We start from the raw sequence: 14,201 nt of genomic DNA on the forward strand, positions 1-14,201 counted from the left end.
CCCGGCCACGAGCGAAGCGACGTAGCCCCCCGAGACGGCGGCTTCGGGTTGGCGACGTACAGCGTGACGCAACCGAGCTGGCGCGGAGGCGCACCTCCGCGGAGGCCCGGCCACGAGCGAAGCGACGTGGTCGGGCCGCAGCGGAGGTCGCCGCAGCGCACGTGAGCGCAGGAGGACGGCGCGCGGAGGTCCCGTGGGAGCGAAGCGAGTACGGGGCCGGAGCGCGCCGCCCGCACGGAGCGAACCAGAAACAGCCTTTAGCCCCGCCCCGGAACCTGTGGGGACGGGGCCGGCGACGTCGGACGCCGCCCTGCGAGCGCCGACCACCGGCGTCACTACGGCGCACCACGCCACCGCGTACGGGCGCGAAGCGCCTCCCCCGGTTGACGGTTTGGCGCCCCTTGCACGCAAGGATGGCCCGTTGAGATGTCACACTCGGGAATGGAAAGCTCCCGCCGGGGGCCGGACCGATCCGCTGATCCCGGAGGAGGGCCTTAGGTGGCTACGGAGCCAGGAGTCCTGCACTGGCGCGACCCAGCTGGCGATCTCGGCCAGCTGGCAGACGTGGCCGACCGGATCCAGCGTTCGGTGGCCGGGGTGATCGACGGCAAGCCCGAGGCGATCAGAGCCGCGCTCGTCGTGCTGCTGGCCGAGGGCCACCTGCTCATCGAGGACGTGCCCGGCGTCGGCAAGACGATGCTGGCCAAAGCGCTCGCCCGCTCGATCGACGCACGGGTGCGCCGCATCCAGTTCACCCCCGACCTGCTGCCCGGTGACGTCACCGGCGTGAGCGTCTACAACCAGGGCACCCGCGACTTCGAGTTCCGCCCCGGCCCGGTGTTCGCGAACATCGTCGTCGGCGACGAGATCAACCGCGCTGAGCCGAAGGCCCAGTCCGCGCTGCTGGAGTGCATGGAGGAGCAGCAGGTCACCGTCGATGGCGTCAGCTACCGGCTGGAGTCGCCGTTCATGGTGATCGCCACCCAGAACCCGGTCGAGATGGAGGGCACCCGGCCGCTGCCGGAGGCGCAGCGCGACCGCTTCACCGCCCGGATCTCGATGGGCTACCCGTCGCCCGCCGCCGAGTTCTCGATGCTCGACAGCCACGGCAACGCCGACCCGCTGGCGGACGTCGTCCCGGTCACCTCCGCCGCCGAGATCGCCAAGATGAGCTCCCTGGTGCGCGGGGTGCACGTCGCCGACGAGGTCCGCCAGTACGTCGTCGAGCTGGTGGGCGCCACCCGCCGCCACCCGGAGATCACGCTCGGCGCCTCCCCGCGCGCGGCGCTGCACCTGATCCGCACCGCCAGGGCCGCGGCCGCGCTCGACCGCCGGTCGTTCGTCCTGCCCGACGACGTTCAGGCGCTGCTGGTGCCGGTGCTCGCCCACCGGCTGCTGCTGCGCCCGGAGCTGGCGATGTCCGGCGACCCGGTTGTCGACATCGCCGCGCGGCTGCTCGCGGACATCGTCGCCCGCACGCCGATCCCCCGTCCCGGCCCGGCCGCCCGGCCGCCGCGACGCGGGCACTGACGGACACGCGGTGCGCGACCTCGCCGCCGCCCTGCGCGGACTGACCGTCCGCGGCCGCTCGTTCCTGGCCGCGGGCGGCGCCTGCGCCGTCTCCGCGCTGGTGCTCGGCGAGCAGGACCTGCTGCGGGTGGCTCTTCTACTTGTGCTGCTGCCGCTGTCGGCCGCGGTGTTCGTCTCCAGGACGCGCTACCGGCTCGCCTGCACCCGACGGATCGACCCGCCTCGGGTCGCCGCCGGCCGGACCGCGCAGGTGCATGTCCGGCTGGACAACATGAGCCGGCTGCCCACGTCGGTGCTGCTCGTCGAGGACCGGGTACCGGATGCGCTCGGCGCCCGCGCCCGTTTCGTCCTCGACCGGATCGAGCCGGGCGGCACCAGGGACCTGTCCTACGAGCTGCGCGCCACGCACCGCGGGCGCTACCAGCTGGGCCCGATGTCGATCCGCCTCGCCGACCCGTTCGGGTTCTGCGAGCTGACCCGCGCGTTCCGCAGCCGCGACGAGCTGGTCGTGACGCCGGCGATCGAGCTGCTGCCCGGCACCCGGGCGGAGCCGTACGCCGCCGTCTCGACGCGGCGTCGCTCCGCGCTGCACGGCGAGGACGAGGTCACCACCCGGCCGTACCGGTCTGGCGACGACCTGCGCCGGGTGCACTGGCGCACCACCGCCCGGGTCGGTGAGCTGATGGTCCGCCGGGAGGAGAAGCCACGGGTGGGCGGCGCGACCGTGCTGCTCGACGACCATCTGGGGTCGTGGGGCCACTACGTCGGCCCGGAGTCACCGTTCGAGTGGGCGGTCAGCGCGGCCGGCTCGATCGGCGCTCACCTGGCGCGCAGCGGCTACGGCGTCCGGCTGGTCACCCATCGCGGGCTCGCGGCCGTCGCGGCAGCCGGCAACGTGAACCCGCTGCTCGACGAGCTCTCGACGGTGACCCAGGTCCCGACGTTCGACCCGAACGCGGCCTACGCGGCGGTCGCGGCCGGCGACGGCGGGATGTTGGTGCTCGTCCTCGGGCATACCTCGCCGCCTGTGGCCCGCAAGCTCGGCGCGATGCGGCCGCGCTCGGCGCCGGCTGTCGCCGTGCTCGTCGACCTGTCCCGCTGGGGCCAGGACCCGGCGGCCACCACCGACCTCGCCGGCTCCGAGCTGGCGTTCACCCGCGCCGGCTGGCGGGTGCTCGTCACCGGGCGCGGCAGCCGGCTCATCGACGAGTGGCCGCGGGTGACGCTGCCCGCCGTCCGGTACGCGTCCGGCTGGTCGCGCGCCGGCTCCCGGCCGGGCACCCCCTGGCTGGGAGCCGCCCCCTGGGCCGGCCGGGGCGACGGCCCGGCCAATGCCCCGGGGACCGGGCCGACCGGCGGCACGGCCGCCACCGCCCTGACCACTGACGACGGCGCCCCAGGCGATCGCGACCGCCGCGGCATCACCGAAGGCCTCGATGAGCGCTGGCAACGCCGCGGGGCTGGGCGCGACGGCTACAGCGACGGCGACGCTCACGAGGTCTCACGATGAACAAGGTGCCGGCATGACCCAGCCTCCCCGCCGATCTGCCAGACCCGGGTCTATGTCGTCCCGCACGTTTGGCCCTGGCCCGGACAGGGAGGCAGATCGGGGGGGACCCCGGCTCGCCATGCCCGCCACCAACCAGCCGGGCGCGAGCGCCGGCCGGCGGCGCACCGCCCTGCTGGGCGCCGGCCGCTCCAGCGCGCAGGAGCAGTGGGTGCCCACGGCCGTGGGCGCGTTCGCCTCGCTGATGTGCGCGCTCGCCCTCACACCGCTGTTCCGCGGTCTGTGGTGGTGGTTCGGCCCGGCGCTGCTGGCCGTCCTCGTGGTCGTCGGGCTCGCCGCCCTCGGCCGCCGCGCCGGCCTCGGCCCGTCCGCGACCATCGTCCTGAGCCTCGCCGGCCTCCTGCTCACGCTCACCGGGCTGTGCACGCGTGCCGAAGCCTGGCTCGGCTTCATACCGAACGGTGCGAGCCTCGCGCGCCTGACGGAGCTGATGTCCGACGGCCGAAGCGACATGTCTCGGCTGGCCGCGCCGGTGCCGAGCCGGCCAGGCCTGGTCGTGCTGACCGTTCTCGGCGTCGCGCTCGTCGCGCTGGTCGTTGACCTGCTGACGGTCGCCGCCCGCCGGCCGACCCTGGCCGGGCTGCCGTTGCTCGGGCTGTTCGCGGTGCCGGCCGCCGTGCTGCCCGGCGGCGTCGGCGTGGCGCCGTTCGCCCTCGGCGTGCTCGGCTTCCTGGCGCTGCTCATGCTCGACGGGCGCTCCGTGATCGGGCGGTGGGGACGTCTCGTCACCACCCACGGCCAGGGACGCTCCCAGCTGCTGTTGGGTGGCCTGGCCGGCCGGGTCGCCTTCGGCGCCGTGCTGCTCGCCGTGCTGGTCCCGGTGGTCACGCCGTCGCTGAACGGCAACGGCCTGGTCAACCGCGACAAGGGGGCGGCGAGCGGGAACGGCCCCGGAAGCTCACAGACCAAGGTGAGCCCGCCGATGGCGACGCTCACCCAGCGGCTGCACGACAACCCCGACCGCCCGGTGATGACCGTGCTGCGGCCGAACGACCCGGACGCCCCGTTGCATCTGCGGCAGGTGGCGCTGGACGACTTCGACGGCAGCGCCTTCAACATGCGCCAGCTGGAGGCGACCACCGACGACCGCATCGAGCATGGCCTGCCCGGCCCGCCCGCCGGCCTGACCATCACTGAGACCGTCGCGACGATCTCCATCAAGCCCGGCTACCCGGACGTCTACCTGCCGGTGCCGGGCCTCCCGACGTCGGTCAAGGACCTCACCGGCGACTGGCGCCTCGACCGGGCGACCGGCACCATCTTCGCCGCCCACGCCAACGCGTCCGGCATCACCTACACGGTCACCGCCGCCACCCCGGCTCCGACGCCCCGGGAGCTGACCGCCGGCGGGCCGCGGCCGCCGAACCTCGGCAAGGACGTCATGCTGCCGAAGAGCGTCGACCCGCGGGTCGGCGAGCTCGCGCGGCAGATCGCCCAGGGGCGTTCCACCGACTACGACAAGGTCCGCGCCATCCAGGACTACTTCCGCGGTGGCACCTTCACCTACGACCTCAACGGCGCGCCGACGAACAAGCCGGGGGCACTCGCCGAGTTCCTCTTCGGGAGCAAGCGCGGCTACTGCGAGCAGTTCGCCTCGGCGATGACGGTGCTCGTCCGGTCGCTGGGGATTCCGGCGCGGGTGGCCGTCGGCTTCGTCGACGGCATCCGCCAGGCCGACGGCAGCCGGCTGATCCGCAACGGCGACGCGCATGCCTGGCCGGAGGTCTGGCTGCCCGGCACCGGCTGGATCGCCTTCGAGCCGACCCCGCGCACCGACGGTGCCACCCCGGCGCCGAACTACGCGCCCGACCCGGGCCAGGCCCCGGCCGGTCAGGGCACGTCCACCCCGGGCCAGACGCAGCCGGCGACCCCGACGCCTGGCGGAAGCCAGCCGGGCACGACGGAGAGCGCGGGCCCGGCGGACGGGCCGCAGCCGGCGAACCCAGAGGGCCGCTCGACCGCCGACCTCGCCGACAGCCTGCGCCAGACCGACCTCAGCGCGCCGAGACTGAGCGTGCGGACCGCGGACCCGGCCGCTTTCAAGAACGTGTTCCTGCGGGAGACCGCGCTGGACACGTTCGACGGCGAACGCTTCACGTCGGTGCGCCTCCCCGGCGCCGATGACACGGCGCTGGCCGCGGGCCTGCCCGGGCCCGCGGCGGGCGTCGCGACGACCGCGGTCACCGCGACGGTCGCCGTCCACCCCGGCTTCCACGAAACCGAGCTGCCGGTGCCCGGCGTTCCGGCGTCGGTCACCGGGCTGGAGGGCGACTGGTGGCTGAACAAGGCCACCAGCACCCTCTACGCCACGGTCGGCACGTCGGCGGCCGGCGCCACCTACACGGTGCAGTCCCAGATCCCGACGCCGACGGCCGCCCAGCGCGCCGCCACCGGAGCGATACCCGCCGAGTTGGCCGTCGACCGAGCGCTGCCCGCCACCATCGACCCGCGGGTCGAGTCACTGGCACGGGAGCTGACGGCCAACTACCACCGCGACTACGACAAGGTCAGCGCGCTCGAGCGCTACCTGCGCGGACCCACGTTCGCCTACGACCAGGACGCCGTCGCCGGTACGCTCGCCAACTTCCTGTTCGGCACGAAACGTGGCTTCTGCGTTGACTACGCGACGGCGATGGCGGCGATGGCCCGGTCGCTCGACATCCCCGCCCGGGTCGTGACCGGCTTCGCCTTCGGCGTCCCGCAGGCCGACGGCACGCTGCTCTACAAGGACGGCAACAGGCACGCCTGGACGGAGGTCTGGCTGCCCGGCACGGGCTGGATCGGCTTCAACCCGACCCCGGTCGGCGAGCTGCGCGGGCTCGGCGACAGCACATGGTCACCCGGCTCGGACCAGCACCAAAGTGAGACCGGGCAACAACCGGCCGCGACCGCGACCCCCGGGGCTGGCGCCGGCACCGGCGGGGAGACGGGCGAACAGGGCGGAACGGGGCGCGCGGCACACATCGCGCTGTGGGTCGGGATCTGGCTGGTGGTCGCGCTCGCCGCGCTCGGTCTGCTGTTCGCGCCGGCCATCGCGCGGCGGGTCATCCGACGCCGGCGGCTGCGGGTAGGCCCGCGGGCGGACGCGGCCACGGCTGACACGGCCGGCGACGCGTCCGCCCGGGCGAGCGCGCGGGTGCGGGCCGGCTGGGCGGAGCTGCTGGACGTGTCGACGGACCTCGGCATCCCGCTGCGGCCCAGCGACTCGCCGCGGATGGTGGTCGCGCGGCTGTCCTCCTACCTGTCGGCGGGGCCGGAGGCGGACGACGAGCGGGTGGTCGCGGCGCGGGCGGCGCTCGGCCGGATCGGCTGGGCCGAGGAACGGGTCCGCTACGCCCCGCCGGGCACCCCGCTCGGCGAGGGCGCGGGCACCATCGGGGCCGACGTGACCACGGCGATCGACACCCTGCTGGCCGTGGCGCCGCGCAGCCGCCGGCTGGTCGCCCAGGTCGCCCCGCCGTCCGTTCTGCGCAGGCTGACCCGGTCCGGTGCGTACGCGGCCGACGAGCGCGCCTGGCAGCGCCGCTCCGTCGACCCGGCCTCGCCGCCGGCGGCGGGCCCGGCTCCGGGGCGCGAGTCCGCGGAGCCCCCCGAGCCCGCCGGCCGGTCCTGACCTGGCCGTTCCTGACCTGGCCGGCCTCGTCGCGACCCGCTGCGGCCAGGGTCGGGACGTAGGTTGGGCTGTCCGCGGGACCACATGCCCGGTTGCTTGTTTACGCTTGGTTCTACAGGGGTGGCGACGCTGGGCTGTCTCTGGCCTATCGGCCAGAGGCGGCCCAACGGACGCGACCACGAACCAGAAGCACGCACCCGGGGACCCGAGCGTCCTCGGGGTACCTATTCGGTGTAACGGCTGGGTACCTAGGATGGCCGGTTGCCTACCGCGCCCGCTCTCGGATGCCTATCCTTGGTTAGGTTCGTCCTACCGGCCGTGGGAGGAGCGTCGATGCCGCTCTCGGAGAACGAGCAGCGCATGCTCGAGCAGATCGAGCGCGCTCTTGTCGAGGACGACCCGAAGTTTGCGAGCACTGTCCGCTCGGCTACTCCGCGTACCTATCTGGTCCGCCGGATTCGCCGCAACGCGGTGTTGTTCGTCCTCGGACTCGCGATGTTGATTGTCGGCGTCGTGCTCAGCCAGATGCCGGTGCTGACCGTTGTCCTCGGCATTCTCGGCTTCTCGATCATGCTGACCGCCGCCGTGCGCGGCTCCGCTGACCTGCGCCGCATGAGCGGCCGGGGCGTCGACCACGGCCGCCGCGGCGGCGGCGCCCCCCGCCGCCGCACCCGCCCCAGCATCACCGAGCGCTTCGAGGAGCGCTGGCGCCGACGCTGGGAGGGGTGACCTGTATTTTTGGTTCGCTCCGTCCGGGCGGCGCGCTCCGGCCCCGTACTCGCTTCGCTCCCACGGGACCTCCGCGCGCCGTCCTCCTGCGCTCACGGGCGCTCCGGCGACCTCGCTGCGGCCCCCCTACATCGCTTCGCTCGTAGGAGGGCCTCCGCGAGGCGCGCCTCCGCGCCCAGCCCGGTTGCTTGCCGCTGCAGCTGAACCGCTGGGTTCGCTCCGTCCGGGCTCGTCGCGCTTCGGGACGGGTGGCGTCCGGGGCGGGCGGGGTAGGAGGCTCGCGGGGGCTACGGCGCCCGCGCCGAAGCGGTGGCTGGCAGCGTCGGTGGCGCGGTCAAGCTGGGACCAGGCGGCGGGGCGCTCGTCGAAGGCAAGCTGGTGACCGGTGGAACCGGCGTCGGTGAGGCTCGCGGCGCGGACGCCGAGGAGCCGGACGGCCCGACCGGCTATCCCCGCCTCCTGGAACAGGGCCAGGGCCGTGCGGTAGATCTCCTGGCTCACGTCGGTGGGCTCACGCAGCGTGCGCGCCCTCGTGACCGTCGTGAAGTCCGCGAACCGGATCTTGATCCCGATCGTGCGGCCGGCCCGGCCGCGTGCCCGCAGCCGGCGGGCCACCTGGCCGGACAGGCGCAGCAGCTCACGCGCGAGCTGGCCCATCTCGGCGACGTCGACGGACAGCGTGTGCTCGGCGCTGATGCTGACCTCGGTCGTGTCCGGGTCGACGGCGCGCTCGTCGCGGCCGTGGGCGAGCGCGTGCAGATGGTGGGCGGCGGCGTCGCCGAGGGCGTGGCGCAGGGTGAGCAGCGGGCAGTCGGCGATGTCACCGATGGTGCGCAGGCCGAGCCGGCCGAGCGCCGCCTCGGTGGCCCGCCCGACTCCCCACAGCGCGGACGTCGGCAGCGGGTGCAGGAACGCGAGCACCTCGCCGGGCGGGACGACGAGCAGGCCGTCCGGCTTGCACCTGGTCGAGGCGATCTTCGCGACGAACATCGTCGGCGCGACGCCCACCGAGCAGGTGAGCCCCTCCTCGACGAGCACCCTGGCGCGGATCATCCCGGCGATCTCGGCGGGGGTCCCGAACAGCCGGCGGGCGCCGGAGACGTCGAGGAACGCCTCGTCCACGGACAGCGGCGCCACCAGCGGGGTGACGTCCCGCAGGACCGCCATCACCCGTCGCGAGACCTCCTGGTAGCGGTCCCGTTCCGGCGGCAGCACCAGCGCAGACGGGCACAGGCGACGGGCGCGGGCGAGCGGCATGGCGCTGTGGACGCCGTAGGCACGCGCCTCGTAGGTCGCGGAGAGCACCACCCCGCGCGGCCCGCCACCGATGATCACCGGCTGGCCGCGTAACTCGGGACGGGCGAGCAGCGTCACCGCGGCGAAGAACGCGTCCATGTCGACGTGCAGGATGTCGCTTTCCGCCGAGCCCACCGATCCAGTCTGGCTGGTCATGGGGCGGCCGGGGCGCGGCGGGCGAGTACGTGCAGCTGGGCGGCCAGGTCGCGATAGGGCGGACGGGCGGACACGGCGGCCTCCAGGTCGGCAAGCTGGTCGGCCCAGGCGGCGGGCGGCTCCCGCTCGCCCTCGCCGCGGGCGGGTGGAGGCGGCACCGCGAGGTCGGCGAAGACCCGAACGCCGTGGACCGCGACCACCTCGGCGCCGGCCGTGCGCACCAGGGACATGGCCTCCGCGGTGTCGAAGCGGCGGGTCGGCTCCCCCAGCCCCGGCTCGCCCGTGGGGTCCGTGAGTATCCGGGTCGCCTCGCCGAACCGGCCGGCGAGCGCCCTGGCGAGCACGGCACCGGGCCGGCCGGCGACGAGCAGGCTCAGCCAGCCGCCGGGGCGCAGCACCCGTACCGCCGCGGCGAGTGCCTGCTCGGGGGCCTCGACCTGGTCCAGGACGGCGTGGCAGAGCAGCAGGTCGGCGCCACCGGCGGCGGCGACGGCCGGGCCGGCGGCGGTGGCGAGCTCGGCCAGGTCGCCCTGGCGGCCGGTCACGCGGTCGGCGACACCAGCGTCGGCGGCGCGCCTGGCGAGCGCGGCGAGCGCGTCCTGGCTCGGGTCGACGACCGTGACCCGGTGCCCTCGCTGGGCGAGCGGCACGGCGAAGCCGCCGCTGCCCCCGCCGGCGTCGACGACGGTGAGTCCCGCGCCGACTGGCCCGGTGACGGCGAGGACGTCCGCGAGCGCCCGCCACACGGCCGCGTGCCGCGGGTCCGACGAGGGGGCGGCCGGCCGGGCGGCCGTCATCGGGCCGGGAGCGAGAACCCGATGACCACGCCGACGACCAGCCCACCCACGGAGACACCGGCGACCGCCATTATCCATCGGGACATCGGGCACCCCTACGCTCGGTAACAACGGCTCCCCCAAAGTAACCGATGGTAATCGAACGGAAGCGACCCGGCGACGGCGCCCCTCATGCCACAGGAGATCATGAGCGAACGTCCCAAACCCAGCCACCAGTAGCGACAGCGCATTGGCGCACCGCCACCGCAACCACATCCCGACCCCGACCCACACCAGCCCCGGCCATACACCTCAGCCCCGGATCCAGGCTGAGAGGGCGCCCCAGGCGCCCGACAGGCGCCGCGGCGAGAGGTCGCGCAAGCGACCTTCGAGCCAGCGGCGCCCTAGCGGAAGTCCCGGGAGCGGCGGGCGACGGCGATCGGGAGGCGTTCCAGGCGTTCGGCGATCACGTTCACTACGCCGTCGGCCTTCTCCAGCCTCCCGCTGACGATCAGCGCGGCCGCGGATGTCGCGACCGTCCGGTGGCGGACCCAGACCCCGCGTGAGCAGACGACGTTCACCAGCCCGGTCTCGTCCTCCAGGTTGAGGAAGGTGGTCCCGCCGGCGGTCGCGGGGCGCTGCCGATGGGTGACCACGCCGGCGACCACGACCCGCCGGTCCGCGTCGAGCCCGGCCAGTCCCGAGGCGACGACCACTCCGAGCGCGTCCAGCCGGTCCCGGACGAACTCGGTCGGGTACCGGCCCGGGGTGATCCCGGTCGCCCACAGGTCGGCGACGGCTTCCTCAGCGTCGGTCATCCCGGGCAGGTAGGCGGCGACCACCGCCGGGTCGGCGCCGATGGTCATCCCCTCGAGCCGGCCGGGGCGGGCCTGGGCCGCGGCGCCGGCCGCCCACAGCGCCTCCCGCCGGGCCATCCCGAAGCAGCCGAACGCGCCGGCGGTGGCGAGCGCCTCCAGCTGGGCGGCGGCCAGGCCGGTCCGGCGGGCGAGGTCGGCCGGGTCCCGGTAGGGGCCGTCCCTCTCCCGGGCGGAGACGATCTTCTCGGCGTTCGCCGCGCCGATGAGGCGCACCCCGGCCAGGCCCAGCCGAACGGCCGGATGCCAGCCGGCCGCCTGGTCCGCATTCACCACCCAGCCGGCGTCTGGGCTTCCCAACGTCGCCGCTGGGGCTGCCGGGGCCGGGGCTGCCGGATTTCCCGTCGGATCGGCAGGTCCGGGCTCGGCCTCACCGGCCTCACCGGCCTCGCGCGGGCCGGTCGGCGCCATGGCCTCCCAGCGGATCTCCCGGAACGCCGGCCTCCGGTGCTCCCAGACCTCCCCGATCGCTGACCTCCCAGATCGCTGACCTCCCCGATCAGCTTCGCCGATCCGGCAGGAACCCTGTCGCCGATCGAGCAGGGACCCTGTCGCCGATCTGGCAGGAACCCCGGATCCGGCGGGGGCATCGGCCTCGGGCTGGCGGGGAGACGGGAGGTTCTCCAGGATGGCACCGGCGGCGGATGCGTTCAGGTCGGGGCCGTGGACGGAGACCCCGTGGCGGCGGGCGTCGGCGACGAGGCTCTGCGGGGAGTAGAAGCCCATCGGCTGGGCGTTGAGCAGCGCCGCGCAGAACGCCGCCGGGTAGTAGAGCTTGATCCAGGCGCTGGCGTAGACGAGGAACGCGAAGCTCACCGAGTGGCTTTCCGGGAAGCCGAAGTTCGCGAACGCGGCGAGCTTCGTGTACAGCTCGTCGGCCGTCTCCCCCAGGATCCCGTTCGCGGCCATGCCCTCGTAGAAGCGAGTTCGCAGCCGGTCGATCCGCTCGGTCGCCCGTTTGGCGCCCATCGCCCGGCGCAGCTGGTCGGCCTCGGCCGCCGTGAACCCGGCGATGTCGATGGCCATCTGCATGAGTTGCTCCTGGAAGAGCGGGACTCCCAGGGTCTTGGCCAGGGAGCGGCGCAGCAGGGGGTGGGGGTAGGTGACCTTCTCGGTGCCGTTGCGGCGCCGGATGTAGGGATGTACGGAGCCGCCCTGGATCGGGCCGGGCCGGATGAGGGCCACCTCCACGACCAGGTCGTAGAAGCGGCGCGGGCGCAGCCGGGGCAGGGTCGCCATCTGGGCACGGCTCTCCACCTGGAACACCCCGATGGAGTCGGCGGCGCAGAGCATGTCGTAGACCGCCATGTCCTCCTGCGGGATCTCGCCCAGGTCCAGGTCGCGGCCGTGGTGGGCGCGGATCAGCTCGAACGCGCCGTGCAGCATGCCGAGCATCCCCAGGCCCAGTAGGTCGAACTTGACCAGCCCCGCGACCGCGCAGTCGTCCTTGTCCCACTGGATGACGGTCCGCCCGGGCATCCGCGCCCACTCCACCGGCACCACCTCGGCCACCGGCCGGTCGCAGATCACCATCCCGCCCGAGTGGATGCCCAGGTGCCGCGGAAACCCCAGCAGCTGCCCGGCGAGCCCCACCACCTCATCCGGGATCTCCGGCCCGATCCGGTCCCGTGGCTCGGGGCGGGCGGCCGTACCGCCAGGCGCCTCAGGCCGAGCGGCCGTCCTGTCAGACGGTGTGGGGCGCGCCCAGGCGTCCTCGGCCCCATAGCGCCTGACAGGATCCTCCACACCGTCTGACAGGGCGCCTGGCCCGGAGGGCGTGGCCGGGGCGGCGGTGGCCCCACCGGCGGTTCGGGCGGTCTTCGCGGTGCCGGTCGGCACCGCCACGGCCGGGATCACCGCGGCTGGCACCGCCGCGGCCTGCGGCGCGATGGCCGGGGCCGCCGCGGCTGGGGCCGCCGCCTGGGCCGGGATGGCCGGGACAGGTGGGGGCGGGGCGGGGGGCGCCGGGATGGCCGGCGTCGTGGGGGTGGCGGGCAGTGGGGACCAGCGGTCGATGCCGGTGGACCAGGCGTCCTGCTGGCCGGGCGAGAAGCCGAGCGCGCGGGCGACGTCCCGTACCGCCGAGCGGGACCGGTAGCTGATGACGTTGGCCACCTGGGCGGCCCGGTCTCGGCCGTAGCGGCCGTAGACGTACTGGATGACCTCCTCGCGCCGGCCGGACTCGATGTCCAGGTCGATGTCGGGCGGGCCGTCGCGCTCCGGGGCGAGGAAGCGCTCGAACAGCAGGCCGAAGGAGACCGCGTCGACGCCGGTGATGCCCAGCGCGTAGCAGACCGCCGAGTTCGCCGCGGAGCCGCGGCCCTGGCAGAGGATGTCCTCCCGGCGGCAGAACTCGACGATGTCGTGGACGATCAGGAAGTAGCCGGGGAAGCCGAGCGACTCGATCAGGGTGAGCTCGTGGGCGAGCTGGTCGTAGGCGCCGCCTACCCGTTCCTGCCCCGGCGGGCCGTAGCGGCGGGCGGCGCCTTGCATGGTCAGCAACCGCAGCCAGCTGGCCTCGGTGTGCCCGGGCGGCACCGGGAAGTCCGGCAGCCGGGGTGCGACGAGGCGCAGGTCGAAGGCGCATTCGGCGCCGATCCGGGCGGCCGCCGCGACCGCGCCAGGGTAGCGGGTGAACCGGCCGGCCATCTCGTCGCCGGACCGCAGGTGCGCGCAGCCGGCCGGGGGCAGATGGCCGTCCATCTCGTCGAGGGCGCGCCGGGCGCGGATCGCGGCCATCACGGCGGCGAGCCGGCCCGCCGACGGGGTGGCGTAGTGGACGTTGTTCGTGGCGACGCAGGCCAGCCCGGCGTCCTGGGCGAGCTCGTACAGGGTGTCGTTGCGGGCGGAGTCGAGCGGCTGGGCGTGGTCCCACAGCTCGACGGCGACGTTGTCCCGGCCGAACCGGGAGACCAGCCCGTCCAGGCTGTCCCGGGCGGCCTCGACCCCGCCGGCGACCAAGGCGGCCGGTACCACCCCCTTGCGGCAGCCGGTGAGGATCTGCCAGTGCCCGTCGCCCGCCGCGGCGGCGAGCACGTCCAGGCTGGTCAGCGGACGGCCCTTCTCCCCGCCGGCCAGGTGCGCGTCGGACACGGCCCTGGACAGCCGCCGGTACCCCTCCGGGTCGCGGGCCAGCACGAGCAGGTGCTCGCCGTCAGGGTCGGGCGCGCCGGGGCGCGGGGCGGCCAGGTCGAGGGAGACCTCCACCCCGTAGAGCGTCGGCAGGCCCACCTCGCCCGCCGCCTCCGCGAACCGGACCACCCCGTACATACCGCCGTGGTCGGTGAGGGCCAGCGCGGACAGCCCCAGCCGGGCGGCCTCCTCGACGAGATCCTCCGGCTGGCTGGCCCCGTCGAGGAAGCTGAAGGCGGAGTGGCAGTGCAGCTCCGCGTATGGTTCGCCCGCCAGCGCCGCGCCGTCACCGCCGCGCGCGGCCGCCGCGGCCACCAGCTCCGGCGAGGGGCGGAACGCCTCGCGATGCCGCGTCCACGCGGGTGCGTCCCCACCGTCGCCGCCCGGCCCCTCCCGCCCTTCGTCCGGGCCCGCCGGGCGGCCGGACATCCGTCGCTCCAGCTCCGCCCACGAAACCGCCGGGTTCCACCAACTCACCACGAACCTCCCCCACGCCGGAACGCCCCTGCGCGCTCAGCACCTCGGTC

7 protein-coding genes are annotated in these 14,201 nt (G+C 74.8%); 4 read left to right on the forward strand and 3 right to left on the reverse strand.

The annotated features are described in order from the left end of the window. The first annotated feature begins 498 nt into the window (after positions 1–498). The 4 genes from QOZ89_RS37625 (at position 499) to QOZ89_RS37640 (ending at position 7,439) form a co-directional block, all read left to right on the forward strand. Positions 499–1,530, forward strand: coding sequence for an AAA family ATPase (locus QOZ89_RS37625; RefSeq protein ID WP_071048323.1), 1,032 nt, complete (start codon positions 499–501; stop codon positions 1,528–1,530). A 10-nt stretch (positions 1,531–1,540) separates the two neighbouring features. Further along, positions 1,541–3,040: a DUF58 domain-containing protein gene (locus QOZ89_RS37630; RefSeq protein WP_083418479.1), complete on the forward strand. Its 1,500-nt coding sequence runs from the start codon at positions 1,541–1,543 to the stop codon at positions 3,038–3,040. A 118-nt stretch (positions 3,041–3,158) separates the two neighbouring features. After that, a complete protein-coding gene (locus QOZ89_RS37635) occupies positions 3,159–6,710 on the forward strand; it encodes a transglutaminaseTgpA domain-containing protein (protein WP_312628751.1) in 3,552 nt (1,183 codons plus the stop codon). A 333-nt stretch (positions 6,711–7,043) separates the two neighbouring features. After that, positions 7,044–7,439 carry an SCO2097 family morphological protein gene (locus tag QOZ89_RS37640; RefSeq protein WP_071048321.1) on the forward strand — a complete coding sequence of 132 codons (396 nt, stop codon included), beginning with the start codon at positions 7,044–7,046 and terminating at the stop codon, positions 7,437–7,439. Positions 7,440–7,565: 126 nt separating this feature from the next. Here the strand turns inward: QOZ89_RS37640 and dinB are convergent, their stop codons facing one another. From dinB to QOZ89_RS37655, 3 genes are all read right to left on the reverse strand, one after another. After that, positions 7,566–8,891, reverse strand: coding sequence for a DNA polymerase IV (gene dinB, locus QOZ89_RS37645; RefSeq protein WP_312628754.1), 1,326 nt, complete (start codon positions 8,889–8,891; stop codon positions 7,566–7,568). Beyond that, on the reverse strand, positions 8,888–9,688 hold the full coding sequence (locus tag QOZ89_RS37650; RefSeq protein WP_071048320.1) for a methyltransferase domain-containing protein: 801 nt from the start codon (positions 9,686–9,688) through the stop codon (positions 8,888–8,890). Before QOZ89_RS37650 ends, dinB begins: the two co-directional genes overlap by 4 nt. Positions 9,689–10,071: 383 nt before the next feature. Next, on the reverse strand, positions 10,072–14,103 hold the full coding sequence (locus QOZ89_RS37655; RefSeq protein WP_312628757.1) for an error-prone DNA polymerase: 4,032 nt from the start codon (positions 14,101–14,103) through the stop codon (positions 10,072–10,074). Between the last annotated feature and the right edge of the window lie 98 nt (positions 14,104–14,201).

Origin of the sequence: Pseudofrankia coriaricola (assembly GCF_032027725.1) — a bacterium.
Taxonomy (GTDB): Bacteria; Actinomycetota; Actinomycetes; order Frankiales; family Frankiaceae; genus Pseudofrankia.